Below are 22,811 nucleotides of genomic sequence, written 5' to 3'. Positions count from 1 at the left end.
CTGCAACTATTTTTTCGCGCAGATCGATTGAATATGCTTTCATAAAAAGATAATATTTTTATTCTTATTAACTGTACCCCATAACAGCAGGAAGTGCTGTATAACTGGAAATTTTAACAGCTTTACTTATCTTGCTAATAAGTATGGAAAATATAAGTTAAACACCATAATTTTTAAACTTAAAGGACAAGAATTACTAGTATCGGGTTATTTCTTTGAAATTCACGGCGAGAAGGTAGAATGCTATGTATACGGTAAATCTCCCAAAAAGAAGCAAAGCTTTAATTCTCAAGAATTTGAAAAACTAATTTCTATTACTTATTGACAAAAAGCTAATATCTTGCACTGCATTAAAAAACCGCCTGCGCGTTAAATATAGCAACACACTAGACGGTTTCAAATTAAATTAATCTCAAACTAAAGATTAGTTCATCGCTCCCGAAGCCGCTAACTCTGCCAAACGTTCCTGCTGATCTTGAGAGATACAAGATTGAATCAGCGTCTCTAAATCACCTTCAAGCACAGGGTTCAGAGAAAAGTTTTGACCTAAGCGGTGGTCGGTCGCGCGGTTATCTTTATAGTTATAAGTGCGAATTTTTTCCGATCGCGATCCTGTACCAACTTGCGATCGCCGCATCGAAGTTACTTCTTCTTGTTGTTCCCGTAACTTCATTTCATACAGTTTCGCCCGCAAAATTTGCATCGCCCGTTCTTTGTTTTGCAACTGGCTACGTTCTTCTGTACAGAAAATCCGAATTCCTGTCGGTTTGTGCATTAAGTCAACGGCTGTTTCAACCTTGTTGACGTTTTGCCCACCAGCACCGCCAGAACGAGCCGTAGTCATTTCAATATCTTTGGGGTCGATGTGAATTTCTACTTCATCCACTTCTGGCATGATCGCTACAGTTGCGGTTGAGGTGTGAACTCGTCCACCAGCTTCCGTTGCTGGTACACGCTGCACACGATGGACTCCAGCTTCAAACTTCAGCTTACTGTAAACGCTGTCACCTTGAATTTCTAGAATTACCTCTTTAAAACCGCCCATTTCCCCTAGTGACTCGCTCACTAGTTTGACTCGCCAACCTTGAGTATCAGCATAACGAGAATACATCCGTAGTAAATCTCCAGCCCAGATACTCGCTTCATCACCACCAGTCCCAGCACGAATTTCCAACATGATGTTCTTATCATCGTTAGGATCACGGGGTAGTAGCAAGACTTTCAAACGACTTTCGAGATATTCTACTTTCTGCTCTAATTCATCGACTTCCAAAGCTGCCATTTCTTGCAACTCTGGATCACTATTTGACTCTTTGAGGACTTGACGCGCCCCTACCAATTCTTCTTGGGCTATTTTCCAAGTTTCGTAGGTATTGACTACTTCTTCTAAAGAAGAACGAGACTTGGCAATTTTTTGATACTCATCGGGGTTCTTAGCTGTATCTGGGTCGGCCAAGCGACGAGTCAATTCATTAAAAGTTTGTTCAACAGATCTAAGTTTTTCCAGCAGGTATGTTTCAGCCATGACGAGTGCGATCGCTCCTTAAAATAACAACTTGGCTCAAAAAATGACAATCGACCCAGCATTCGCAGGGTCGTCGTTAACAGCAGAGCCAAACCGCTACTTTTTCTTCTTGTCGCCAGAGCCTTGCTCGCTTGACTTGCCGTATTTCCGCAGGAAGCGTTCTACACGACCTTCTGTGTCAATAATCTTTTGAGTACCAGTATAAAAAGGGTGATTTCCAGACCAAACATCTACGTGCAATTCTGGCTTGGTAGAACCAACAGTCATGACAACTTGACCGTTGCAGTAGACTTTAGCATCTGGATACCACTTGGGATGAATATCAGGTTTAGCCATTGTTCCTTTTGTGGTGAATCTATATAAATTATAACTTTTTGATGTGGTTAGAGATTAAGGCTAGGAAGCCAAAAGGTAAAATACTTTTGACTTTTCCATACCCAAACCCAGTAACTTATCGTTTTGAGTACTGAGGAGCTTTGCGAGCTTTGTGCAAACCATATTTTTTGCGCTCTTTAGCTCTAGGATCACGAGTTAGATAGCCTTCAGTCTTTAAAGGTGAGCGATTTTCTGGGTCTAACTGGCACAAAGCGCGAGCAACACCCAAACGGATAGAATCAGCTTGACCAGTTAAGCCGCCACCTTCAGCTTTTACTAGGATGTCATATTCGCTTTCTAGTCCCAAAGTTTCTAGAGGGGCTTTGATGACTCCCAAGTAATTAGCATTGAATTGGAAGTACAACTCTCCCGATTTGCCATTTACTGTCAATTGACCGCTACCAGGTACAAGGCGTACTCGTGCTACTGCTGACTTACGGCGACCTGTACCCCAGTACACGGCGCGACCGCTATTTGCTTCTGCTACTACCATTAACTTTCTGCTCCAGGAATTGTACTAATTTTTAGTTCTTTGGGTTTCTGAGCATCATGAGGATGAGTAGGCCCAGCGTAAACTTTCAGCTTGGTAAACAACTGCTTACCCAAGCTACTTTTAGGTAACATACCTTTAACAGCGTGTTCTACAATCCTTTCGGGTAGACGCTGTTGCAGCTTGGCAAAAGTTTCAGTCTTCATCCCACCAGGACGGCCAGAATGGCGACGATAAACTTTTTGAGTACGTTTTTTACCTGTAACTGCGACTTTCTCAGCGTTAACAACGATTACAAAGTCACCAGTATCTAGGTGAGGAGTGTATTCAGCTTTCTTTTTGCCTCTAAGAATCATAGCAATTTCGGTAGCGAGGCGACCCAGGCGTTGGTCTGTAGCATCTACTACGTACCAATCACGCTCAAGAGCATCTTGAGCAGGAAGGTAGGTTTTATTCATTGTTGTTTGTCCTTTGTCATTTTTTCGGAGTCCATAGTCCATAGTCCATAGTCCATAGTAGAAATATTTGACTATTGACCAATGACTATTGACTAAAAACTAAATTTCGGCTGGGTATCGTACCAAACATCAGGAGAAAAAGGAAAATCAGGATAGCCGACTCGCAACAAGCATAAACCTTGAGCAGGTGCGGCGTATTTTACTTCTTCTCGACGCTCTTCTTGCCAAATTTCGGTGAAGTTAGCAAGCGATCGCTGTCCAGTACCTACTTGTACTAGCATTCCCACTAATAGCCTAACCATGCCATATAAAAATCCATCTGCTTGGATTTCTAAATGGATCAATGACCCATTACGCTGGCATTCTGCGGCTTGTACCTCTACCCAAGAATGCGCTCTTTTGGAGCCTGCACGATGAAAGGCCGCCAAATGATGCTTACCCAAGAGAGGTTTCATGGCAGTCTGGATCAATAATTCATCCAGAGGCTCAAGATAATAATGCCAACTGAAGGGCTTAACGAACAAATTTGGTCGTTTTTCAGTGTATATCGTGTAACGGTATCGCCGATAAGCTGCGCTAAATCTAGCGTGCCAGGCGTTACTCACGGGTGCTGAAGCCCTGATTATTATGTCTTGCGGCAAATAACTATTGAGAACTGTTGCCCATTTATGAGCGGGAATTAAACCTGTAGCGTCAAAGTGGGCTACTTGTGCAGCAGCATGAACACCAGCATCAGTGCGACCTGCACCATGCAGGGTAACATGATGACCAAGAATAGTAGCGATCGCTGTTTCGATTTCTTCTTGGACTGTACGCTGCCCCTTTTGTCGTTGCCAGCCATGAAAGTGAGTACCAAGATATTGAACTACCAAGGCTACTCTTTGAGTTTGTTTCGGCTGGTCAGTTTCTAACATACAGATTTTGTGTCATTTGTCATTCGTCATTTGTATAAATACTTTTGACTTTTGACCATTGACTTAAACTAGTTCAATAATTGCCATTTCAGCATTATCTCCTCTGCGAGGTATGGTATGCAGAATGCGGGTATAACCACCACTGCGATTACCATACCGAGTAGGAGCTTGCTCAAATAAAGCATGAACCAGTTGTTTGTCGTACATATAACCTAAAGCTGCCCGACGAGATGCTAAGGAACCGTCTTTAGCTAAGGTAATCATTTTATCTACTTCACTTCGCAAAGCTTTCGCTCTGATCAAAGTGGTGGTAATTCGACCATGACGAATTAGCTCAGTGGTTAAGGTACGCAACAGAGCGCGGCGCTGGTCAGCTGGCTTACCAAGTTTTTTAACCCGACAACGGTGACGCATAATAGTGGACTATGAACTATGAAAGGTTTTGCTTTAGCTGTGTTTGGAACTTCTTTCTTGAGGTAAAGTAATCCCCAAGCGTCGTTGCAGTGCTTCTACAACTTCTTCTGCTGATTTTTGACCAAAGTTTTTGATTTCTAACAGATCTTCTTGGGTAAAGTCCAATAAGTCTGCTACAGAATTGACTTGTGCGCGTTTGAGACAGTTATATGCCCGTACAGACAGTTGCAATTCTTCGATAGGAATCTGAGCAGTTGGGTCATCTGGAACATCAGAACCAATATCTGTCGGTTCTAAAGAAATATCTTTCAGAGGGTTGAATAAATCTACCAGAATACCAGCAGCTGAAGATAGTGCTTCTTGAGGAGAGACACTGCCATTTGTCCAAACTTCTAATAACAGTCTGTCTTTTGTAATCGAGCCATCTGCACGGGCTTCTTCGACACTGTAGTTGACTTTTCGCACTGGCATAAATACCGAGTCGATCTGTAAGAAGTCCAAAGAAGTGGCTTCTTCACGTCCTCTTTCTACAGTGCGATAACCTTTGCCACGTTCGATGCGAAATTCCATTTCCAGCTTACCGCCCTCAGCCAGAGTAGCAACATACTGGGTAGGATCAACGACTTCGACTTCACTAGGCAAATCAAAATGGGCTGCTGTCACTGTTGCTGGCCCGGTAACGAGTAATCTACCAATTTGGGGTTGAGAAGAATAGCTTTTGAGAATAACTTCTTTCATTCTCATCAAGATTTCTAGCACGTCTTCCCGCACACCCGGAACTGTGGCAAACTCGTGTGAAACACCTGCAATTCGCACTGCGGTAACGGCTGTCCCTTCCAAATTGGAAAGTAACACCCGCCGCAACGCATTACCAACAGTTGTGCCTTGACCGCGCTCTAGGGGTTCTAAGACAAACTTACTGTAATGGCTCCGACTTTCCTCTGTACTAGACTCTACACATTCAATTTGAAACTGCGCCACGGAGTAGCCTCCCTTAATTCAGGTGCTGCTAGCAATTAATTGCCTATTCAATTTACTTCTGCCCTAAGCTTCTTTCAGGCTTATCAAACTGCCAACATCCAATGGCGGTAATTGACCTCCTTATTAAGCCTGCGGGCGATTATCCATGATAAATATGCCGTTTTGGAAAGTACAGCAGCTCTCCCTTTAGGAAGAGCTAACTGGCTTTTACCGCCCAAGCCGTCAGTAGTTATTTAAAATTCACTCTGCATAATAGCTAAAAGAAAAAAGCTTCAACCGCTATTACAGGTGAATTTTGATTATGCCCAACAGGTCGAATCTAGACTCGGCGGCGTTTTGGCGGACGGCAACCATTGTGAGGAATTGGAGTAATATCCCGAATCAGTGTAATTTCCAGTCCTGCTCCTTGAAGGGCGCGAATCGCAGTTTCTCTACCTGCACCGGGTCCACTAACCATCACTTCAATTTGGCGCATTCCTTGGTCAATAGCTCGACGGGCTGCGCTTTCAGCAGCAGTTTGTGCAGCAAAGGGAGTTCCCTTTTTAGCTCCCTTAAAACCACTAGAACCAGCACTTGCCCAGGAGATGACATCGCCATTTTGATCGGTGATGGTGACAATGCTATTGTTGAAAGTAGATTGGATATAAGCAAGTCCGTTGGGTACGTTCCGCTTTTGCTTTTTGCTCCCAGTTTTTTTAGTTGGTTGTCTCGCCATATTTGTTTAGTTAATTTAGAGAAAAACTTGCTCGAATAAGCAAGCAATGAACAATTATTTGCCAGGAGCCTTCTTCTTCCCAGCCACTGTTTGCCTTCTCCCACGACGGGTTCTAGCATTAGTACGAGTTCTTTGACCCCTAACTGGTAAGCCCATCCGGTGACGGCGACCTCTGTAGGTACCAATATCAACTAAGCGCTTGATGTTCATGGCTTCCAAGCGCCGCAAGTCACCTTCTACTTGATAGTTACTTTCTATTTCTGCACGTAGGCTTGCTACATCGGCATCACTTAAGTCTTTAACACGAGTGTCTGGATTGACACCTGTAGCCGCAAGAATTTCCTGCGATCTAGATAATCCAATTCCAAAAATGTAAGTTAGACCAATCTCTACGCGTTTGTCGCGTGGCAGGTCTACGCCGGCAATACGTGCCACAATTAATCTCTCCCTGTTGTTCTCGCAATTTCTGTTAGCTTAGATGTGGACTAAAAACCACATCTATAATCTTTGTGGTGATTTTTCGGGTCACAGTTAACTCCCCAATTGTGGAGAGTGTTATCCTTGACGTTGTTTGTGCTTAGGGTTAGAGCAAATCACCATAACGCGACCACGACGGCGAATCACGTTACACTTTTCACAAATTTTTTTGACAGAGGCTCGGACTTTCATGCCTTTCGTAATTGACTCCAAATATAAAATTATAGCATTTCTGGAAAAATATTTCAGTTAAGTAATTCAGAATCCCCCAACAATTTAGTTGTATGGTAAGATCCCCTTTATATAACTAATTTTTTCTGGATTTTATTATTTTTTCCGCAATCTATAAGTAATTCTGCCTTTTGTCAGGTCGTAGGGAGTTAGTTCGACCTTGACGCGATCGCCTGGCAAAATCTTGATGTAGTTGCGGCGAATCTTTCCAGAAATGTGTGCTAGTACGTTAAAACCGTTGTCCAAGTCAACGCGAAACATGGCGTTTGGCAAGGACTCAGTAACTGTACCTTCCATTTCAATCAAATCTTGCTTAGACAATTTTTTTGTTCCTCAACTCAACAATTTCCCGTTCGCTTGCAGCACTCATCTGCAAAAGAACATAATTTGAGAAATATATCAACAGTTTATTAATATATCTTAGCTAAAATTGATTCGCATTCTATTTTCAAATGGGAGTGAGAAATTGGGAGTAGTGACTAGTGAATCTCCTACTTCCCAATGACTACACCTTGAACTCAAGCTAGGAAGCTAAAATGTGTTTCAATTCAGTAGTGACTTCTTCTTGGGATTGATTACCGTTGACTGTCAGTAGCCTTTCGCGCTGACTGTAGTAATCAATCAAAGGCGCAGTTTCATTACGGTACACTTCTAGCCGACGACGAATCACCTCTTCGGTATCATCTTTTCGTCCTCTAGCTAGTAAACGTGATATCACAACGTCATCTGGTGCATCTAAATTAACTACCCTTTCGCCTCCTTGAGCAGTTTTTGTCAGCAATTCTTCTAAAAAAGTTGCTTGTGTAACTTTGCGAGGAAAACCATCTAAAATCCAACCAAATTTTGCATCTTGTTGGTCTAAACGTTCCTCTACTAAGTCTTGCACCAACTGATCTGGAACTAACTCACCGCTATCAACATAACCTTGAGCTTTAATTCCCAAAGGAGTTTGCTCTTTCATGGCTTGCCTCAATATTTCACCAGTTGAAATATGAGGTATGTGCAGGTGTTCTGCCAAAACTTGAGCTTGAGTTCCCTTACCCGCTCCAGGTGGACCCAAGAAGATTAGTCGCGTCACTATTGTTTCACCATTCCTTCGTATCGCTGAGAGATAACGTAAGTTTGGACTTGTTTTGCTGTGTCAATTGCCACACCAACTAGGATGAGTAATGAAGTAGCACCTAGTCCCTTAAAGGTTGGTACTTTCAAAGCACTTTCCACGGCTGTGGGAATGATCGCAACCAAGCCTAAAAATATCGCTCCCAAAAAAGTTAATCGGTTAATTACCCGCTCGATATACTCACTTGTAGCTTTACCTGGGCGAATACCGGGAATACTAGAACCCATTTTTTTCAAGTTCTGAGCTACATCAACTGGGTTAACAATTAATGAAGAGTAGAAGTAGCTAAAGAAAACAATCGAAGTTAAGTAAACCAGAGCGTATACCCAAGGCGCAGAACCACCAGGACTGAGATAAGTGTTAACGATATTCGCTAACTCAGGATTCTTCGTAAAGTTGGCGATTAATAGTGGCAAACTGAGGATAGCAGCCGCAAAAATAATGGGCATAACACCACCAGAGTTGAGACGTAGTGGTAGATAGCTACGCTGTTCTGCCAACACTCTCCGCCCTACTTGACGACGAGCCGAAATAATCGGGATGCGGCGGATACCTTCTTGTACAAACACAATCCCAACGATGGTTGCTAGAAATACCAACACTAGGACAATTACCCGACCCACGATTTCTCTACCGCCAACTTGTACTAAGTCGATGGTGTCGCCTAGAGATTTAGGTAGCGAAGCGACAATGTTGACAAAAATTAACAGTGATGCACCATTACCAATACCTCGTTCTGTGATCAGTTCGGATGCCCACATAACGAACATAGAACCTGCGGTAAGAGCGATCGCAGTTTCAGCTACAAATAACGGGCCTGGAGTTAAGGCAAATTGTTGCAGGAAAAAAGCAGAAAAAGCTGTACTTTGGATAATCGCCCAACCTACAGTCACGTAGCGAGTAATTTGTGAAATTTTCCGCCGTCCTGCTTCACCTTCGTTTTTCTGTAAATTTTCTAAAGATGGGATGGCCGCAGTCAGCAATTGGATAATAATTGACGCATTGATAAAGGGCAGAATCCCTAAAGCAAAGACTCCCAAAGTAGAAAGTCCACGTCCAGAAAAGATATCCAATAAACCAAATATGGAATTGTTGCCGGAAATAGCATCGTGAAATCTAGCTCTATCAATTCCTGGGACAGGTAAGAATATACCTAGGCGAACCAAAATTAAAATACCGACAGTGACAAGCAGCCTGCCTCTTAGCCCAGCTGCTTGTGCCATCTGCATAAAAGTTTCTTGAGCCGTTGGGGCTTTATCTCGACTGATCATAGAGTGCTACCTTTATCGTGAACCAGGCACTGGAAGCTAGTTGGCAGGTATTTAAGTGCGCGGTTGGGCTTCACCCTAAAACTTCACAACTTCCTCCAGCTGCCTCAATTTTGCTACGAGCTTGACCTGTGAAAGCTGCCGCTTTAACGTTGAGGGCAACGTTCAATTCCCCATTACCTAGAATTTTCAGTGGCCCTTTGGCAGAGGTTAAAATACCTGCTGCTTTTAAGGAATCCAATGTTACTTCTGTATTAGCAGGAAGAGAGGCTAGCTTCTCTACATTTATCGTAGTGTAAATCTTGCGATTCACAACTGGAAAGCCTTTCAGCTTAGGAATACGGCGGTACAATGGCTGTTGACCACCTTCAAACCCTGGTCTTGTACTGCTACCAGAGCGAGATTTTTGACCCCGCATACCTAAACCAGCACTAGCACCTTGACCAGCAGAAATACCTCTACCTACACGGCGACGGCGTTTTTTAGAGCCTTTTTGAGGCTTAACATCGTTGAGTCTCATGATGTTATTAATATTTTTTACAAGAACTGTGTAACCAAAACCCTACTAAATGTAGAGTTTATCAATAGCAATACCACGATCTTCCGCAACTTCAGCTAAAGTACGCAGTGTAGATAAAGCATTAACTGCGGCTCTAGCATTATTTAGCGGGTTGTTAGAACCGAGTTGTTTAGCTAGAACGTTACGAACTCCTGCTAGTTCCAGTACAGTTCTCACCGCACCACCAGCAATTACACCAGTACCAGGTGCGGCTGGACGCATAATGACTTTTGCACCACCGCCAATGCCATCAATAGGATGGGGGATCGAATTAGATTTAGTAATAGGAATGTCAATAAGGTGTTTTTTGCCATCGGCTACACCTTTTTTAACAGCACCAATTACATCTGAGGCTTTACCTACTCCAACACCTACTTGACCGCGTTCATTTCCAACAACGACGATCGCCCGGAAGCTGAGTTTTTTACCACCCTTAACGACCTTGCTCACGCGTCGGATTTGGATTACACGCTCTTGCCAGTTGGTTTCTTCTTTCTTTGCGCGGTTAGCTTTACGACGACCTGTTGCCATAATCAATGCCTTTAAAAGTCAAGAGTCAACAGTCAAGAGTCAAGAGTCAATAGTCATTACTGTTGACTATGGACTATGGACTTTTGACAACTTTAAAAATCTAAACCAGCTTCGCGTGCTGCATCAGCTAGTGTTTTGATTCGACCGTGATATAAGTTACCACCGCGATCAAAGACTACTTTAGTAATGCCTTTTTCGAGTGCGCGCGCTGCAATTAACTTCCCAACTTGTGCTGATGCTTCGCAATTAGCACCAGAAGCTAAATTTGTTTTTAACTCTGCATCTAAAGTAGATGCTGCCACTAAAGTATGATGCTGAGTATCATCAATTACTTGAGCATAAATATGTTGGTTAGAGCGGAATATGGCTAGGCGTGGGCGTTCTTGAGAACCGCTAACCTTACCACGAACGCGGCGATGACGACGCTGTTTTGATTCTCTACGAGTAAGTTTCATGTTTACTTCTTACCTTTACCTCCGGTCTTACCAGCCTTGCGTCTGACTACTTCACCCGCATAGCGAATACCTTTACCTTTGTAAGGTTCTGGTGGTCGGACGGCACGAATCTTAGCTGCTGTATTACCTACTATTTCTTTGTCATAGCCACTAACTATAACGTTAGTGTTGTTTTCTACAGCAAACTGAATTCCATCTGGTGGCTCAATTTGTACTTGATGGCTGAAACCCATGTTCAAAACTAGGTTACGCCCTTGTACTTGTGCGCGATAACCAACCCCTTGAATTTCCAAACGACGTTGAAAACCTTGGGAAACTCCCTCTACCATGTTGGCAACCAATGTCCGGCTTAAACCGTGCATTTGGCGAGAGGTACGGGAATCATCTTTACGAACTACTTGTAAGGTTTCCCCTTCTTGGCTCACTGTTACATGAACAGGTAGATCTCGTGAAAGTTCACCTTTGGGGCCTTTTACCACAACCTTTGTGCCATCAATGGTGACTTGCACTTTGGCGGGAATAGTAATTGGTCGTTTACCAATACGAGACATGATCTTTTGTCCTTTGTTATTTGTCCTTTGTTATTTGTCCTTTGCCATTTGCCAGTTACTAGTGACCAATGACTAATGACAAATGACTAATGACTACCAGACGTAGCAAAGTACTTCACCACCCAAGTTTTGACGGCGAGCTTCACGGTCGGTCATTATGCCACTGGAAGTAGAAATAATGGCAATACCGATGCCGCCTAGTACTCTGGGTAAATCTTTTCTGTTGGAATAAACGCGTAAACCAGGTTTACTCACCCGTTTAAGGGCAGTAATCAAAGGCTGACGATTTTTACCCTTATATTTTAGGGAAATCACCAGATGACGTTTTACGCCTTCTCCATCTTCTGCAATTTCAGAAATAAATCCTTCTTCCTGTAGTACTTTGGCAATACTACGGGTCATTTTAGTGGCTGGCACTTGTGTTGTTTGATGCCTTGCCATGTTGGCATTGCGGATGCGCGTCAGCATATCTGCAATTGTGTCGTTAGCCGCCATCGTTCCCTCTTTAGATGAACTTATTGATCGCGAAAGGGCATTCCCAATTCTTTGAGTAAAGCGCGGCCCTCTTCGTCATTTTTTGCTGTAGTAATGATTGAAATATCCAGACCGCGAATTTGATCAATGCTATCGTATTCGACTTCTGGAAAGATTAGCTGTTCTCTTACGCCTAGAGTATAGTTGCCGCGGCCGTCAAAGCTTTTAGGGCTAATACCACGAAAGTCACGAATTCTAGGCAGTGTCAAGCTGATCAGGCGGTCGAGAAAAGCATACATTCTCTCGCCTCGGAGAGTGACCATGATCCCGACAGGCATACCTTGACGGATTTTAAAGCCTGCGATCGCTTTTTTCGCTCTTGTAACTACAGGTTTTTGACCTGTAATTAATGCAATTTCGTTGATCGAAGCTTCCAATGCCTTAGCATTTTGTGCCGCTTCGCCCAAACCCCTGTTAACAGTAACTTTTATTACCTTCGGTACTTGATGAACGTTGGTGTATTGGAACTGATTCGTGAGTTTAGGGACGATTGTCTCTTGATATAAGGTTTTGAGTCTTGTTGTCGCCATAATTTTTTGTCCTGATATCCCTGGGCTTGGTCAGGGAAGATTATGAAGGATGAAGATAAAATAAGTAATATTTATACTTCAGTCTTTTAGCTTCATCCTTAATCAATAATCTCGCCAGTTTTTTTGAGTTTTCTCACCTTCTTGCCTTCTGGGGTGAAGGTGTAGCAAACGCGACTAGCGACGTTTTGTTTTGTGGAATAGAGCATCACATTTGAACTATGGATTGGGTACTCTTGGGTAACAATCCGTCCAGATTCCCCTTCTTGTTGGGGTTTAACGTGCTTAGTCTTAATGTTGACACCTTTAACAACGACTTTGCTCAGTTGGGGTAATGCTTTTATTACTTCGCCAACTTTGCCTTTATCTTTGCCAGCAATCACTTGCACAGTGTCACCAGTTTTAACGTGCATTTTATGGAATACTTTTTCCTTTTGGATAGCCATTACAGCACCTCCGGAGCCAGAGAAACAATTTTAGTAAAGTTCTTGTCGCGGAGTTCCCTTGCTACTGGGCCAAATACCCGTGTGCCTCTAGGATTACCTTCTTTATTGATGATCACGGCGGCGTTATCATCAAAGCGAATAGTCATACCGCTATCACGACGGATGTTATGGCGAGTGCGAACAATCACAGCTTCCACAACATCTGATTTTTTCACAGCCATGTTGGGAATGGCATCTTTAACAACAGCAATAATTCTGTCGCCGATAAAACCGTAACGGCTATTACCTGCACCTAACACACGGATACACATCAGTTTCCGCGCGCCGCTGTTATCTGCCACATTTAAGTAAGTTTGGGGTTGAATCACAATTGGTCTCCCTTGTGCAGTTGTTAGTTAAGTAACAACTTATGAATTTTTAGTGTTGAGGATTTCTGTGACTTGCCAGCGTTTGGTTTTGCTTAGGGGTCTGGTTTCTTGAATCCGTACACGATCGCCCACTTTGCATTTGTTTTCTTCATCGTGAGCTTTATAGCGGCGGGTTTTAACTACAATCTTGCCGTATTTGGGATGGGGAGCGCGGTTTTCAATGGCAACTACTACCGTTTTTTGCATTTTGTCGCTCACTACCAAGCCAACTCGTTCTTTGATTGCCATAATCTCTTACTTCTCTTTTTTAGGAGTTTGACTTGCTGCCCGTTTGCGTTCTCCCTCTACTGTCAACAGTTGGGCGAGGCGATGGCGAGCATGGCGGAATTGGTGAGGTTTTTCTAGTTGTCTGGTTGCCTTTTGCAAGCGCAACTGAAACAGTTGTTTTTTAGTGGCGACAATTTCCGCTGCTAATTGTTCGTCACTTAATTCTCTAGCTTCTGAAATCTTGGCAAGCGGCATGACCTACTCCTGCTCCTCTTCTATTTGAGGGCGCACAATAAATTTGGTTTTAATTGGCAGTTTGAATGCAGCTAGGCGCATAGCTTCACGGGCGATTTCTTCAGAAACACCAGCGATTTCAAACAAAATCCGCCCTGGTTTGACTACTGCTACCCAAAATTCTGGATTTCCTTTACCAGAACCCATCCGGGTTTCTGCCGCACGCATGGTAACAGGTTTATCGGGGAAAATCCGAATCCAGATTTTGCCACCCCGACGAATATAACGAGTCATCGCCCGACGGGAAGCCTCGATTTGTCGGGAGGTAATCCAAGCTGGTTCTTGGGCTTGAAGTGCAAAATCACCAAAGTTAAGGGTGCTACCACGGTTAGCTAGACCCGCCATCCGCCCGCGCTGTTGTTTGCGGAATTTAGTTCTTCTAGGACTTAACATGATTTGTCAGGGTCAAAAGTCAATGGTCAGTGGTCAATGGTCAGTGGTCAATGGTCAAAAATTTCGGTTGTGAAAATTTGACTATGGACTTTGGACTATTAACTATCCTTCATTTGAACGGTCTTCAAACTGCTGGCGACGGCGCTGTTGTTGACGGCGACGAGGTTCGCGTTCACGGGTTGCGGGTTGAGGTTGAGTTTCTTCCTGTCCAGGAATAATCTCTCCCTTAAATACCCACACTTTGATGCCCAAAATACCGTAAACGGTTTTTGCTGTGCAGTAAGCGTAGTCAATATCAGCCCGTAAGGTATGTAGAGGTACTCTACCTTCACGTGTCCACTCTGTCCGCGCAATTTCTGCTCCGTTAAGCCGACCACTGACTTGAATTTTAATTCCTTGAATACCAGCACGTTGCGCCCGTTGAATTGCTTGGCGAACTACGCGACGGAAGGAAACGCGGCGTTCTAATTGTTGAGCAATGTATTCTGAAATTAAATAAGCATCAGCATCAACTCGTTGAACTTCAACAACGTTGATCCGAATTTGGCGAGTACCGCCCAATAAATCTTGTAGTCCGGTGCGTAGGGACTCGATACCTTGTCCACCGCGACCTACTACTACACCAGGGCGTGCTGTACGCACTTCGAGATCAATTTGGTCTGCTTTGCGCTCAATTCTGACTTCGGAAATTCCAGCGTTATTTTGAGCGAGTCTACCCAGTTTTTGTTCAATGTACTTCCGAAGTTTGTGATCTTCTTGTAAAAGTTCTGGATAGCGTTCAGGATCTGCAAACCAACGGGATTGGTGTTCTTGGGTAATTCCGAGGCGAAAGCCAACTGGATGAATTTTTTGTCCCACAAATGCTTCCTCTAAAGTTCTGGTAATTATTCCGCAGTGTCGCCAGCAGCAACAGCTACTGTAATGTGACACGTAGGTTTGCGAATTTGGTAAGCTCGACCTTGCGCTCTAGGTTGGAAACGTTTTAGGACTGGGCCTTGATCAGCATATGCTTGGGTAATTACCAGTTGAGCGCGGTCTAAACCTGCATTATGTTCAGCATTTGCGGCTGCGCTTCTGATTAGTTTCAGTACTGGTTCACAAGCACGGTAAGGCATGAATTCCAGGATAATTAACGCTTCTCTATAAGACCGTCCCCGAATTTGATCGAGTACACGACGCACTTTAAAGGGAGACATGCGTATATAACGGGCGATCGCTTTGACTTCTGTAGTATTAGTTGCCATGTTTTTCTCCTTGTCGTTTGCCATTCGTCAGTTGTCAATCGTCATTTGTCAGCTACAAAGGACTAATGACAATAGACAAAGGACAAACTATCTACCCGCTTTTTTGTCACTTTTGCCATGACCCCTGTAGGTGCGTGTTGGGGCAAATTCTCCCAACTTATGGCCTACCATCTGATCGCTGATAAAAACGGGGACGTGTTGTCTGCCATTGTGAACAGCGATCGTATGTCCTACCATTTGGGGCAGAATTGTTGAGGCTCTTGACCAAGTTTTAATAACTTGCTTTTCGTTTTTATCGTTCAGCTTTTCAATTTTGCTGAGTAAGTGATCGGCAACGAAAGGCCCTTTTTTTAGTGAACGACCCATAGTTAAATTTTGGATTTAGGATTTAGGATTTTGGATTTATTAATTTGGACTTTAGATAATTGAGTAATCTAAAATCCAAAATTTAAAATCTAAAATTTTAAGACTGACGACCACCACGACCGCGCTTAGAAGATTTACGGCGACGACGCACAATCAACTTACTGCTAGGTTTCTTGGGTTTGCGTGTCTTGGCTCCCAATGTTGGTTTACCCCAAGGTGTTACTGGCCCTGGTCTACCAATTGGCGCTCTACCTTCACCACCACCGTGTGGGTGGTCTACTGGGTTCATGACGCTACCTCTAACTTTCGGGCGGCGACCTTTCCAGCGATTGCGTCCTGCTTTACCAGCACTCAGGTTTCTAAAGTCGGTGTTGCCCACTTGCCCGATTGTGGCGTAGCATTCACGCCGGATCATCCGCACTTCTCCCGAAGGCAATTTAAGAGTTACATAATTACCTTCTTTAGCAACTACTTGGGCAGTAGCACCAGCAGCCCGAACAATCTGTCCACCTCTACCAGGAGTCAATTCGACATTATGAACGCTCGTACCCAAGGGAATGTTTGACAAAGGTAGGGCGTTTCCATCTTCAATAGGAGCTTCTGGGCCTGCTATCAAAGTTTTTCCTACTGTCAAACCATTAGGTTGAAGGATATAACGTTTTTCCCCATCCTGGTAAAACAGCAAAGCAATACGAGCATTACGGTTGGGATCGTATTCAATTGCTGCTACTTTTGCAGGAATGTTGCGTTTATCTCTTTTAAAATCGATAATTCTATAAAGTTGTTTATGTCCGCCACCCCGACGACGGCTGGTTATCCGCCCTTGATTGTTACGACCTTTAACACGATGTTTATAGGTCGTTAATGACTTCTCTGGCTCAGATTTGGTAATTTCTGCAAAGTCCGAGATAGTAACTTGGCGAGTGCTAGGGGTATAAGGGCGATAAGAACGAGTACCCATCTTACTTTAGACCTCTGGGAATAGAACTTGTCTAATCTTTTCTTCGTCCCCAGGTGCGACGGTAACAATAGCTCGCTTGTATTGGGGTTTATAGCCAATGAATTTACCAACCCGACGTTTTTTGGGTGGCTTCATGGCTGTATTAACTTTGACAACCTTGACTTGGAATAAGTCTTCGATCGCTGCTTTAATATCTGTCTTGGTTGCTTTGGGAACAACTTCAAATGTGTATTGATTTTGTTCCATCATAATCGTCGCTTTTTCGGTGACGATTGGACGACGGATTAAGTCAGGCAGATCGCGGGGGTCAATCTTAGGCATTGTAGACCTCCTGAATTTTTTCTAGTGCTGATGCTGTGACTACAATTTTGTCAGCGTGCAGCAAGTCGTAAACATTTAGATGATCTGCGGCAATGATCTTTAAATTTTCGATGTTGCGGCCTGACAAATAAACGTTGTCTGCAATTTCCGACAATATTAGTAAGCTTTTTTGTTCTGGACTTGCGCCCCAACGTGTTAGAGCTGCTACTAAATCTTTAGTTTTTGGACGGGACAGTTCGTTGCTAAAGTCTTCTACCACAATTAAGTCGTTAGTACGACTGACAAAAGCTGTCCGCAGTGCTAACCGCCGTTCTTTGCGGTTCATTTTTAAGTTGTAGTCTCTGGGTTTTGGCCCAAAGATTACACCACCACCACGCCACAGTGGCGAACGAATAGAACCCGCACGAGCGCGTCCGGTACCTTTTTGCCGCCAGGGTTTGCGACCACCACCTCTAACTTCTGCACGAGTCTTGGTACTAGCGGTTCCTTGGCGAGCGTTGGTCATTTGTCTGACCAAGGCGCGGTGTACAATATGAGTCGCTGTTTCCTCTTTGGCAACCCGTAAGTCGAACGTTTTTTGTCCGACTTCTTCTCCTTGCCAGTTTTTAACTACAGTCTCAACCATTTTAGTTATTTGTCCTTTGTCATTAGTCCATAGTCCATAGTCAATAGTCCATAGTTCAACTGCTAATGACTATTGACTTTTGACTTTTGACTATTTACCAACTTTATTTGTAGGGACGATACTCACTAGGGCACCTGGTTTACCAGGAATTGCACCTTTGATGAGTAATAAGTTACGTTCAGCGTCTACACGCACTACTGTTAATTTTTTAATAGTGACGCGAGTACCGCCTAAACGCCCAGCCATTCTTTTGCCAGGGTAAACACGACCTGGTGTTGTACCCGCACCAATTGAACCGGGTGCTCTGTGGTTTTTAGAACCGTGGGACATCGGCCCGCGACCAAAGTTATTGCGCTTTTGGTTGCCTGCGAAACCGCGACCAATGCTAGTACCGACTACATCTACAATTTGGCCAGCACTAAATATATCTGCCTTAATTTCTTGACCTAGAGTATATTCACTAGAATTTTCTGTGCGATACTCACTTAAATGTCGCAATGCTGGAGCAGATGATTTTGCTAAGTGTCCTAACAGGGGTCTGTTCAGTGCTTTTGGCTTGACTTCGCCATAACCAACCTGAATGGCGGCGTAGCCATCAGTCTGTTTGGTTTTAACTTGTGTGACAGTGCATGGACCCGCTTGAATAACAGTTACAGGAATTGATACTCCTGCCTCGTCAAATATTTGGGTCATGCCCAGTTTGGTGCCGAGAATGCCTACAGACACAGTTCCTGGTTCTCCTTTTTACTTACTGAGCAGATTCATCGGGATACTTTGGTGATGCTCCGACTGAGGGAGGACGATCCTCAGCAAATTCCAGCAGCTAATTCTGCTTTCTCTTATCCGGAAAACAAAAACCGTTCCCTTACTTTTGGTTGAATCCGTTTACTTTGATTCTGTTGCTTACTAAGGCAGCCATAAGTTTCTTCCCAAGGGGAAGTGCAAACTTTTGACTTTAAGGCAATGCTCTAAAGCTTTGCACTTTGTGCAGCAATGCTCTCGTCCAAGCAATTGCTTAGGCACTCTCTTAAGGCAGCACCTGTGGGCTTTCTCAACTGGCTACTGCCGTTTTGTAGTAGGACTTAAGTAGTTATTTACTACTCAGTATCCTTTGACTAAGGCTTTTGCAATACTACAGTGCTAATATTGCTGCTCAGTTTCTACTTTAATGAATACCTTAAACTAATGTTCAAGGTTTTGCCTGGTTAATCCGGGCTACAGGAGTGAATCTATATTTGGAGCTAGGATCTGGCTATGATTTATTTAGCCATAAGCTCTTTAGTGTACCTTAAGCTTTTTTAGTTTACCAGTCTCTTGTTAGCTTAGGTCAGAATCATACACCCGATTTTTTATATCCGTTGTAGATGATAACACTAAATTAAGTGCTGTAAAGAGAAAAGTTGAACTTGGCTATTTGGTCACAATCTCAAATTATAGATGAGATGTGTAACATTTGTCGATAAATTTTTCCAGAGTTTTGACAACGCTGTGGAAAGCAAAGACCATATCCAATAGAAATTGGAAATTTACTCAAGCGACTTGCTTGATTAGCCAGTGTTTCAGAAACTTTTAGGCTAGTTGCTCTTTTACTGTAACTTAAATATTTTACTTAACAGTAAATAATAGAGATATGTAAGTGGGATAGGATAAACAAAAATCTATGGCACTGATTACCACTGGCAATGCTTTAATCCGAGATTTGCAGAAATTTGGCGCTCTTGGTGTGTATGTTCCTTTGGAAGGCGGTTTTGAAGGTCGATATCGCCGCCGGCTGCGTGCAGCTGGCTATATAACTCTACACATGAGTGCTAGGGGACTAGGCGATGTAGCCGCCTATCTCACAGGTATTCATGGGGTTAGACCGGCCCATCTGGGTAAGAAAAATAGTAGTAATGGTGCTGCTGTAGGTAATGTCTTGTATCTTCCGCCAATTGTTAACTACCAGCTAGAACAACTACCACCAAAATCTAAGGGTTTGGTGCTGTGGATCATTGAAGGGCATATTCTTTCTGATCAAGAAGTTGACTTTTTAGCAGGATTACCTAATCAAGAACCTCGTGTAAAGGTGGTTGTTGAAAGAGGGGGTGATCGCGCTTTCACCTGGAAGCCTCTAACCGCTACATTCTCTGCTAGTTATCAGGCTGTGTAACTGCTTGATTAAATGGGCGATCGCTACTTTTAGTTCTGAGTGCGATCGCCTTTTTTAATTAAATTGCGCTCGCGCTTTGTTTGGAATTTAACTATTTACTAGTAGTTGTTGAAGATTTAAAAGTGTTGACTCTGGTGATGACTGATATCAGATGCGTTAATCAATTATCAGCGATCGCTTTTTTGTTTTTGACAGCAACAGCACTAAGTTGGAGTTTCAAGCCAAGTGGCTCTGACTTAATTTGTGAAACAGATTCTTTCAAAATAATTGTGAAGGGGTATCTTTGAAAGACAGCAGCTTTACCTCTAGATAACAGTAACCTAGCATGGCTAATACGTACTGGACATAGCGGTTGTTGATTGACATCAAGAATTAAAACTTTAGTCATGGGTAAAAAAATACTGTAAGGTCAAGTTCTTACAAGCTCGCAGTTGCTTGTTTCATGGTTGTACTTCTGCTTTTAGGCAACGCATCTTATTAGCCATGTAGCATAATCTCTACTATTGATCAGAAAGATGAGAGTCTAGAGATAAACTCCAGTACTCTCTTAAATTACCGCCCATTGTGTTATCAGTGATGCCAAACATCGGTTTATCGATTGGTTTACCGTTGTTTGTTTTCATGCAAAATCTATCACATACCATTTAAAAAAGCAAGCAAATAAGCAGAACTCTGTAAAATGCAGCAGCTGCTTGTAAAAAAGTTATTGCAGCACAGATCAATAAATCTGCGTCTGAAGTCGCTAAAAAGCTTATAAAACCAACTGCGTTGTATAGTTGCTGAAAAAAAGCATTATTGCTTTTTTACGTTCTTCTGGAAGCTGGAAAAATTTTTATAAATGAAAAATATTGACAAATTCTGATAAAATCTACGATAAATCGGTAGTTATACAGTATTTAGCCAGGATTTTTTGAAAAATCTTCAAAGAAAGCCTGTAATTAAAACTCTAAAAATCAAGATACTGTAATCATTTCCTAATAATCTACAAAGGTACATAACACAAAAATATGCGTTATAACCAATTAGGCGAGAGTAACTTAAAAGTTTCGGAGATTTGCCTTGGGACTATGACATATGGGCGGCAAAATAGTATTGAAGAAGCCCATCAACAGCTAGACTATGCTATTGCTAACGGCGTTAATTTTATTGATGCTGCGGAGATGTACCCAGTACCACCTAGAGCCGAAACTTATGGCTTAACGGAAACATATATTGGCGAATGGTTAAAAAATCAACAGCGAGATAAAGTCATCGTAGCTACCAAAATTGCTGGCCCTGGTAGAGGCTTTAAATGGTTGCGTGGAGGAGCCGAAGCTATAGAGCGCGATAACATTAAACAAGCTGTAGATGATAGTCTGAAAAGATTACAAACAGACTATATCGACTTATACCAAATTCATTGGCCCGACCGCTATGTTCCACGTTTTGGTCAAACAGTTTTTGATCCTACTCAAGTAAAGCCATCAGTTCCCATCGTTGAACAATTAGAAGCATTTGCTGATGTTATCCAAGCTGGAAAAATTCGTTATCTAGGATTAAGTAATGAAACACCTTGGGGAGTTACTCAATTTAGTAGTGCTGCCAAACAGTTAGGATTACCCAAAGTCATTTCTATTCAAAATGCTTACAACTTAATTAATCGCGTATTTGATGGAGCTTTAGCTGAAGCAGTCTATTACGAAAACATTGGTTTATTAGCTTACAGTCCTTTGGCTTTTGGTTTTTTAACTGGTAAATATCTTAACGGCAAGCCAGAGAATACGAGAATTACATTGTTTGAAAACTTTGGTCAACGCTACCTTAAACCAAAAGTTACCGAAGCAATAGCAGCTTATGTAGAACTAGCCAAACATCACCAACTTAGTCCTGCACAGTTAGCTATAGCATTCGTGCGGAGTCGCTGGTTTGTTAGTAGCACAATTATTGGTGCAACAACCCTAGAACAACTCCAAGAAAATCTAGAAAGTGTGAATGTTATTCTCGACAAAGAAATTTTGGCAGAGTTGGATGCAATTCACCTGCAAAATCCTAACCCAGCACCTTAGAAGTGCTGATTGTTGGTTATAGTTATGGTAATTCTGCACAAGAGATTTACTATACTAGTTGCTGTTTAGTTATCTTTTTTGGCTGTTGCAGAATCTACCTTACCGTTACCATCTCTTTGCGATCGCATTTGGGCAACTAACCGCAGTGAATCACTGATCGAGCGGGGTTTTGGTACTTCTTTTTTACCAGCAGGCCAACCTTCACGCTGACGGGAGCGATCGCCATCTGTGTCTTCTGTTTGGTCGTGGAACAAAATTTGCTGCGTCGGAAAGGGTAAATCTATACCATTTTCGACTAAAGTCTTCTTAATTGTTGACAGTACCTTGTCACGCGAGACCAGATCATCCGCTCGTCGAGGCGGTTTAATCCACCAGCGAACGCGAAGATTCACAGTGCTTTCAGCAAGTTCCATGACCAACACATCAGGCGCAGGGTCTTTCATTACCTCTGGAATGCTTTGTAATGCTGCAAGCATTAGCTGCTTTGCATAGTCAATATCATCGCCGTAACCAATCCCAACATCGTACTGTAGTCGACGACTTTCAAAAGCAGTATTCACTGTCACGGAATTAGTAAACAATTCTGAATTAGGAATCACAATGCGGCGACCATCGTAAGTTTTAAGTGTTGTCGCCCGTGTTTCAATATTTTCTACAGTTCCTTCAAAGTCTTTAAAAACTATTTGGTCATTGATGCGGAACGGCTCAGTCAATAATATCAGAATGCCAGCCAAAAAGTTTTGCAAAATGTCACGGAAGGCAAAGCCAATTGCGACACCACTAATTCCCAGCAATTGTATTAAGTCGCTGGCGCGGAAGGATGGAATCACAATTGACAAAGCTACAAATAACCCTACCAACAGTGTTGTACCTTGAGCCAATCGTCCTAGTACCAAGCCTAGATTCCGGGCTTGATGGCGATCGCGAGTTAATCGTTTGACCAGTCTCTTAATTGATCTAGCAATAAAGAAGAAGATTGCAAAAACAATCAAGGCCAGCACGATATTCGGCAGCAGGATAATCAATCCGTTAATCATTCCCTGGATTTTATTCCAGAGTGCGGATATATCAGCTTTCATGAAACTTGCTTAGTGATTCAGCATTGCTGATAATAAAAATAAATACTTGTTGTTTAATTCCCTCCACAGTAAGTTTTTATTGTCTATAAATAGGATGAAAAATCAAATTGTAATCCAAATAAAATTAA

General features: G+C 42.8%; 36 protein-coding genes. 2 read left to right on the top strand and 34 right to left on the bottom strand.

All coding sequences use genetic code 11. The features are described from left to right. Positions 1 to 424: 424 nt before the first annotated feature. The 31 genes from prfA to rplC all read right to left on the bottom strand — a co-directional run bounded on the left by prfA (position 425) and on the right by rplC (position 18,136). Positions 425 to 1,525, bottom strand: a complete 1,101-nt coding sequence (gene prfA / locus H6G76_RS25530; RefSeq protein WP_190707367.1) for a peptide chain release factor 1 — start codon at positions 1,523 to 1,525, stop codon at positions 425 to 427. 96 nt (positions 1,526 to 1,621) lie between these two features. Then, positions 1,622 to 1,861 carry a 50S ribosomal protein L31 gene (gene rpmE / locus H6G76_RS25525; RefSeq protein ID WP_190707364.1) on the bottom strand — a complete coding sequence of 80 codons (240 nt, stop codon included), beginning with the start codon at positions 1,859 to 1,861 and terminating at the stop codon, positions 1,622 to 1,624. 115 nt (positions 1,862 to 1,976) lie between these two features. Next, positions 1,977 to 2,393 carry a 30S ribosomal protein S9 gene (gene rpsI / locus H6G76_RS25520; RefSeq protein ID WP_190707360.1) on the bottom strand — a complete coding sequence of 139 codons (417 nt, stop codon included), beginning with the start codon at positions 2,391 to 2,393 and terminating at the stop codon, positions 1,977 to 1,979. After that, entirely contained in the window at positions 2,393 to 2,848 is a 456-nt protein-coding gene (gene rplM / locus H6G76_RS25515) for a 50S ribosomal protein L13 (RefSeq protein WP_190707358.1), read from the bottom strand. The genes rpsI and rplM overlap by 1 nt, the downstream gene beginning before the upstream one ends. 92 nt (positions 2,849 to 2,940) lie before the next feature. After that, positions 2,941 to 3,762 (bottom strand): tRNA pseudouridine(38-40) synthase TruA, encoded by an 822-nt coding sequence (gene truA, locus H6G76_RS25510; RefSeq protein WP_190707356.1) that lies wholly within the window; start codon positions 3,760 to 3,762, stop codon positions 2,941 to 2,943. 63 nt (positions 3,763 to 3,825) lie between these two features. Continuing rightward, positions 3,826 to 4,176, bottom strand: a complete 351-nt coding sequence (gene rplQ, locus H6G76_RS25505; RefSeq protein ID WP_190707353.1) for a 50S ribosomal protein L17 — start codon at positions 4,174 to 4,176, stop codon at positions 3,826 to 3,828. A gap of 33 nt (positions 4,177 to 4,209) precedes the next feature. After that, entirely contained in the window at positions 4,210 to 5,157 is a 948-nt protein-coding gene (locus H6G76_RS25500; protein WP_190707350.1) for a DNA-directed RNA polymerase subunit alpha, read from the bottom strand. Positions 5,158 to 5,476: 319 nt separating this feature from the next. Beyond that, positions 5,477 to 5,872, bottom strand: coding sequence for a 30S ribosomal protein S11 (gene rpsK, locus H6G76_RS25495; RefSeq protein ID WP_015113409.1), 396 nt, complete (start codon positions 5,870 to 5,872; stop codon positions 5,477 to 5,479). A 54-nt stretch (positions 5,873 to 5,926) separates the two neighbouring features. Continuing rightward, complete coding sequence (gene rpsM / locus H6G76_RS25490; protein WP_190707346.1) at positions 5,927 to 6,307, bottom strand: 30S ribosomal protein S13; 381 nt, start codon at positions 6,305 to 6,307, stop codon at positions 5,927 to 5,929. A 120-nt stretch (positions 6,308 to 6,427) separates the two neighbouring features. Further along, entirely contained in the window at positions 6,428 to 6,541 is a 114-nt protein-coding gene (gene rpmJ, locus H6G76_RS25485) for a 50S ribosomal protein L36 (RefSeq protein ID WP_015113411.1), read from the bottom strand. A gap of 135 nt (positions 6,542 to 6,676) precedes the next feature. Continuing rightward, entirely contained in the window at positions 6,677 to 6,901 is a 225-nt protein-coding gene (gene infA, locus H6G76_RS25480; RefSeq protein WP_006276978.1) for a translation initiation factor IF-1, read from the bottom strand. A 202-nt stretch (positions 6,902 to 7,103) separates the two neighbouring features. After that, positions 7,104 to 7,658, bottom strand: coding sequence for an adenylate kinase (locus H6G76_RS25475; RefSeq protein WP_190707343.1), 555 nt, complete (start codon positions 7,656 to 7,658; stop codon positions 7,104 to 7,106). After that, positions 7,658 to 8,971: a preprotein translocase subunit SecY gene (gene secY / locus H6G76_RS25470; RefSeq protein ID WP_190707341.1), complete on the bottom strand. Its 1,314-nt coding sequence runs from the start codon at positions 8,969 to 8,971 to the stop codon at positions 7,658 to 7,660. Before secY ends, H6G76_RS25475 begins: the two co-directional genes overlap by 1 nt. A 70-nt stretch (positions 8,972 to 9,041) precedes the next feature. After that, positions 9,042 to 9,488 carry a 50S ribosomal protein L15 gene (rplO, locus tag H6G76_RS25465; RefSeq protein WP_190707338.1) on the bottom strand — a complete coding sequence of 149 codons (447 nt, stop codon included), beginning with the start codon at positions 9,486 to 9,488 and terminating at the stop codon, positions 9,042 to 9,044. A gap of 45 nt (positions 9,489 to 9,533) precedes the next feature. Continuing rightward, positions 9,534 to 10,058, bottom strand: a complete 525-nt coding sequence (gene rpsE / locus H6G76_RS25460; protein WP_096584530.1) for a 30S ribosomal protein S5 — start codon at positions 10,056 to 10,058, stop codon at positions 9,534 to 9,536. Between the two features lie 92 nt (positions 10,059 to 10,150). Further along, positions 10,151 to 10,513, bottom strand: coding sequence for a 50S ribosomal protein L18 (gene rplR / locus H6G76_RS25455; protein WP_190707335.1), 363 nt, complete (start codon positions 10,511 to 10,513; stop codon positions 10,151 to 10,153). Between the two features lie 2 nt (positions 10,514 to 10,515). After that, positions 10,516 to 11,064 carry a 50S ribosomal protein L6 gene (gene rplF, locus H6G76_RS25450; RefSeq protein ID WP_190707331.1) on the bottom strand — a complete coding sequence of 183 codons (549 nt, stop codon included), beginning with the start codon at positions 11,062 to 11,064 and terminating at the stop codon, positions 10,516 to 10,518. A 93-nt stretch (positions 11,065 to 11,157) separates the two neighbouring features. Then, positions 11,158 to 11,559: a 30S ribosomal protein S8 gene (gene rpsH, locus H6G76_RS25445; RefSeq protein WP_190707328.1), complete on the bottom strand. Its 402-nt coding sequence runs from the start codon at positions 11,557 to 11,559 to the stop codon at positions 11,158 to 11,160. Between the two features lie 20 nt (positions 11,560 to 11,579). Continuing rightward, complete coding sequence (gene rplE, locus H6G76_RS25440; protein WP_190707325.1) at positions 11,580 to 12,128, bottom strand: 50S ribosomal protein L5; 549 nt, start codon at positions 12,126 to 12,128, stop codon at positions 11,580 to 11,582. A gap of 98 nt (positions 12,129 to 12,226) precedes the next feature. Further along, positions 12,227 to 12,571 carry a 50S ribosomal protein L24 gene (rplX, locus tag H6G76_RS25435; protein ID WP_190707323.1) on the bottom strand — a complete coding sequence of 115 codons (345 nt, stop codon included), beginning with the start codon at positions 12,569 to 12,571 and terminating at the stop codon, positions 12,227 to 12,229. Continuing rightward, entirely contained in the window at positions 12,571 to 12,939 is a 369-nt protein-coding gene (gene rplN / locus H6G76_RS25430) for a 50S ribosomal protein L14 (protein ID WP_062291728.1), read from the bottom strand. Before rplN ends, rplX begins: the two co-directional genes overlap by 1 nt. Before the next feature lie 39 nt (positions 12,940 to 12,978). Continuing rightward, positions 12,979 to 13,227 (bottom strand): 30S ribosomal protein S17, encoded by a 249-nt coding sequence (rpsQ, locus tag H6G76_RS25425; RefSeq protein ID WP_015113422.1) that lies wholly within the window; start codon positions 13,225 to 13,227, stop codon positions 12,979 to 12,981. A 6-nt stretch (positions 13,228 to 13,233) separates the two neighbouring features. Then, positions 13,234 to 13,461 (bottom strand): 50S ribosomal protein L29, encoded by a 228-nt coding sequence (gene rpmC, locus H6G76_RS25420; protein WP_190707320.1) that lies wholly within the window; start codon positions 13,459 to 13,461, stop codon positions 13,234 to 13,236. A gap of 3 nt (positions 13,462 to 13,464) precedes the next feature. Continuing rightward, positions 13,465 to 13,893, bottom strand: coding sequence for a 50S ribosomal protein L16 (gene rplP, locus H6G76_RS25415; RefSeq protein WP_190707317.1), 429 nt, complete (start codon positions 13,891 to 13,893; stop codon positions 13,465 to 13,467). Between the two features lie 102 nt (positions 13,894 to 13,995). Continuing rightward, positions 13,996 to 14,751: a 30S ribosomal protein S3 gene (rpsC, locus tag H6G76_RS25410; RefSeq protein WP_190707314.1), complete on the bottom strand. Its 756-nt coding sequence runs from the start codon at positions 14,749 to 14,751 to the stop codon at positions 13,996 to 13,998. 26 nt (positions 14,752 to 14,777) lie between these two features. Beyond that, positions 14,778 to 15,137 (bottom strand): 50S ribosomal protein L22, encoded by a 360-nt coding sequence (gene rplV, locus H6G76_RS25405; protein WP_096584545.1) that lies wholly within the window; start codon positions 15,135 to 15,137, stop codon positions 14,778 to 14,780. An 87-nt stretch (positions 15,138 to 15,224) separates the two neighbouring features. Continuing rightward, positions 15,225 to 15,503: a 30S ribosomal protein S19 gene (rpsS, locus tag H6G76_RS25400; RefSeq protein ID WP_190684187.1), complete on the bottom strand. Its 279-nt coding sequence runs from the start codon at positions 15,501 to 15,503 to the stop codon at positions 15,225 to 15,227. Between the two features lie 97 nt (positions 15,504 to 15,600). Continuing rightward, complete coding sequence (gene rplB, locus H6G76_RS25395) at positions 15,601 to 16,464, bottom strand: 50S ribosomal protein L2 (protein WP_190707311.1); 864 nt, start codon at positions 16,462 to 16,464, stop codon at positions 15,601 to 15,603. 6 nt (positions 16,465 to 16,470) lie between these two features. Next, a complete protein-coding gene (locus H6G76_RS25390; RefSeq protein WP_190707308.1) occupies positions 16,471 to 16,785 on the bottom strand; it encodes a 50S ribosomal protein L23 in 315 nt (104 codons plus the stop codon). After that, positions 16,778 to 17,410: a 50S ribosomal protein L4 gene (rplD, locus tag H6G76_RS25385; protein ID WP_190707305.1), complete on the bottom strand. Its 633-nt coding sequence runs from the start codon at positions 17,408 to 17,410 to the stop codon at positions 16,778 to 16,780. Before rplD ends, H6G76_RS25390 begins: the two co-directional genes overlap by 8 nt. A gap of 90 nt (positions 17,411 to 17,500) precedes the next feature. Beyond that, a complete protein-coding gene (gene rplC / locus H6G76_RS25380; protein ID WP_190707302.1) occupies positions 17,501 to 18,136 on the bottom strand; it encodes a 50S ribosomal protein L3 in 636 nt (211 codons plus the stop codon). A gap of 934 nt (positions 18,137 to 19,070) precedes the next feature. On the opposite strand from rplC, the gene H6G76_RS25375 reads away from it, so the two are divergent. Beyond that, positions 19,071 to 19,559: an NAD(P)H-quinone oxidoreductase subunit N gene (locus H6G76_RS25375; protein WP_190707300.1), complete on the top strand. Its 489-nt coding sequence runs from the start codon at positions 19,071 to 19,073 to the stop codon at positions 19,557 to 19,559. Positions 19,560 to 19,719: 160 nt separating this feature from the next. Here the strand turns inward: H6G76_RS25375 and H6G76_RS25370 are convergent, their stop codons facing one another. Together H6G76_RS25370 and H6G76_RS37820 are read right to left on the bottom strand one after the other, a co-directional pair. Next, a complete protein-coding gene (locus H6G76_RS25370; RefSeq protein WP_190707297.1) occupies positions 19,720 to 19,947 on the bottom strand; it encodes an RRXRR domain-containing protein in 228 nt (75 codons plus the stop codon). Between the two features lie 112 nt (positions 19,948 to 20,059). Then, the gene (locus H6G76_RS37820; protein ID WP_277883127.1) at positions 20,060 to 20,182 is read right to left on the bottom strand and encodes a hypothetical protein; all 123 of its coding nucleotides are present in this window, start codon (positions 20,180 to 20,182) and stop codon (positions 20,060 to 20,062) included. 384 nt (positions 20,183 to 20,566) lie between these two features. Between H6G76_RS37820 and H6G76_RS25365 the strand changes: the two genes are divergently transcribed. Next, complete coding sequence (locus H6G76_RS25365) at positions 20,567 to 21,604, top strand: NADP(H)-dependent aldo-keto reductase (protein ID WP_190707294.1); 1,038 nt, start codon at positions 20,567 to 20,569, stop codon at positions 21,602 to 21,604. 65 nt (positions 21,605 to 21,669) lie between these two features. Here H6G76_RS25365 and H6G76_RS25360 read toward each other — a convergent pair whose 3' ends face one another. Then, on the bottom strand, positions 21,670 to 22,683 hold the full coding sequence (locus H6G76_RS25360) for a mechanosensitive ion channel family protein (protein ID WP_190707292.1): 1,014 nt from the start codon (positions 22,681 to 22,683) through the stop codon (positions 21,670 to 21,672). Positions 22,684 to 22,811 lie beyond the last annotated feature (128 nt).

It is taken from the genome of Nostoc sp. FACHB-152, from assembly GCF_014697475.1.
Classification (GTDB): domain Bacteria; phylum Cyanobacteriota; class Cyanobacteriia; order Cyanobacteriales; family Nostocaceae; genus Nostoc_B.
The sequence above is the reverse complement of the archived record's forward strand: the minus strand, read 5'-3'. Positions and strand labels throughout refer to the sequence as shown.

Excerpts from the sequence above, each read along its gene's own strand:
- rpsK (WP_015113409.1), bottom strand. The coding sequence starts at position 5,872 with ATGGCGAGACAACCAACTAAAAAAACTGGGAGCAAAAAGCAAAAGCGG.
- rplX (WP_190707323.1), bottom strand. The coding sequence starts at position 12,571 with ATGGCTATCCAAAAGGAAAAAGTATTCCATAAAATGCACGTTAAAACT.
- rpsS (WP_190684187.1), bottom strand. The coding sequence starts at position 15,503 with ATGGGTCGTTCACTAAAAAAAGGGCCTTTCGTTGCCGATCACTTACTC.
- rplD (WP_190707305.1), bottom strand. The coding sequence starts at position 17,410 with ATGGTTGAGACTGTAGTTAAAAACTGGCAAGGAGAAGAAGTCGGACAA.
- rplV (WP_096584545.1), bottom strand. The coding sequence starts at position 15,137 with ATGGCAACTAATACTACAGAAGTCAAAGCGATCGCCCGTTATATACGC.
- rplQ (WP_190707353.1), bottom strand. The coding sequence starts at position 4,176 with ATGCGTCACCGTTGTCGGGTTAAAAAACTTGGTAAGCCAGCTGACCAG.
- rpsE (WP_096584530.1), bottom strand. The coding sequence starts at position 10,058 with ATGGCAACAGGTCGTCGTAAAGCTAACCGCGCAAAGAAAGAAGAAACC.
- H6G76_RS25370 (WP_190707297.1), bottom strand. The coding sequence starts at position 19,947 with ATGACTAAAGTTTTAATTCTTGATGTCAATCAACAACCGCTATGTCCA.
- rplP (WP_190707317.1), bottom strand. The coding sequence starts at position 13,893 with ATGTTAAGTCCTAGAAGAACTAAATTCCGCAAACAACAGCGCGGGCGG.
- secY (WP_190707341.1), bottom strand. The coding sequence starts at position 8,971 with ATGATCAGTCGAGATAAAGCCCCAACGGCTCAAGAAACTTTTATGCAG.
- H6G76_RS25390 (WP_190707308.1), bottom strand. The coding sequence starts at position 16,785 with ATGCCTAAGATTGACCCCCGCGATCTGCCTGACTTAATCCGTCGTCCA.
- rplB (WP_190707311.1), bottom strand. The coding sequence starts at position 16,464 with ATGGGTACTCGTTCTTATCGCCCTTATACCCCTAGCACTCGCCAAGTT.
- rpmC (WP_190707320.1), bottom strand. The coding sequence starts at position 13,461 with ATGCCGCTTGCCAAGATTTCAGAAGCTAGAGAATTAAGTGACGAACAA.
- rpmE (WP_190707364.1), bottom strand. The coding sequence starts at position 1,861 with ATGGCTAAACCTGATATTCATCCCAAGTGGTATCCAGATGCTAAAGTC.
- rplF (WP_190707331.1), bottom strand. The coding sequence starts at position 11,064 with ATGTCTCGTATTGGTAAACGACCAATTACTATTCCCGCCAAAGTGCAA.
- prfA (WP_190707367.1), bottom strand. The coding sequence starts at position 1,525 with ATGGCTGAAACATACCTGCTGGAAAAACTTAGATCTGTTGAACAAACT.
- rpmJ (WP_015113411.1), bottom strand. The coding sequence starts at position 6,541 with ATGAAAGTCCGAGCCTCTGTCAAAAAAATTTGTGAAAAGTGTAACGTG.
- H6G76_RS37820 (WP_277883127.1), bottom strand. The coding sequence starts at position 20,182 with ATGAAAACAAACAACGGTAAACCAATCGATAAACCGATGTTTGGCATC.
- H6G76_RS25365 (WP_190707294.1), top strand. The coding sequence starts at position 20,567 with ATGCGTTATAACCAATTAGGCGAGAGTAACTTAAAAGTTTCGGAGATT.
- H6G76_RS25360 (WP_190707292.1), bottom strand. The coding sequence starts at position 22,683 with ATGAAAGCTGATATATCCGCACTCTGGAATAAAATCCAGGGAATGATT.
- rplM (WP_190707358.1), bottom strand. The coding sequence starts at position 2,848 with ATGAATAAAACCTACCTTCCTGCTCAAGATGCTCTTGAGCGTGATTGG.
- rpsQ (WP_015113422.1), bottom strand. The coding sequence starts at position 13,227 with ATGGCAATCAAAGAACGAGTTGGCTTGGTAGTGAGCGACAAAATGCAA.
- truA (WP_190707356.1), bottom strand. The coding sequence starts at position 3,762 with ATGTTAGAAACTGACCAGCCGAAACAAACTCAAAGAGTAGCCTTGGTA.
- rplR (WP_190707335.1), bottom strand. The coding sequence starts at position 10,513 with ATGAAACTTACTCGTAGAGAATCAAAACAGCGTCGTCATCGCCGCGTT.
- rplE (WP_190707325.1), bottom strand. The coding sequence starts at position 12,128 with ATGGCGACAACAAGACTCAAAACCTTATATCAAGAGACAATCGTCCCT.
- rpsI (WP_190707360.1), bottom strand. The coding sequence starts at position 2,393 with ATGGTAGTAGCAGAAGCAAATAGCGGTCGCGCCGTGTACTGGGGTACA.
- H6G76_RS25375 (WP_190707300.1), top strand. The coding sequence starts at position 19,071 with ATGGCACTGATTACCACTGGCAATGCTTTAATCCGAGATTTGCAGAAA.
- rplO (WP_190707338.1), bottom strand. The coding sequence starts at position 9,488 with ATGAGACTCAACGATGTTAAGCCTCAAAAAGGCTCTAAAAAACGCCGT.
- rpsH (WP_190707328.1), bottom strand. The coding sequence starts at position 11,559 with ATGGCGGCTAACGACACAATTGCAGATATGCTGACGCGCATCCGCAAT.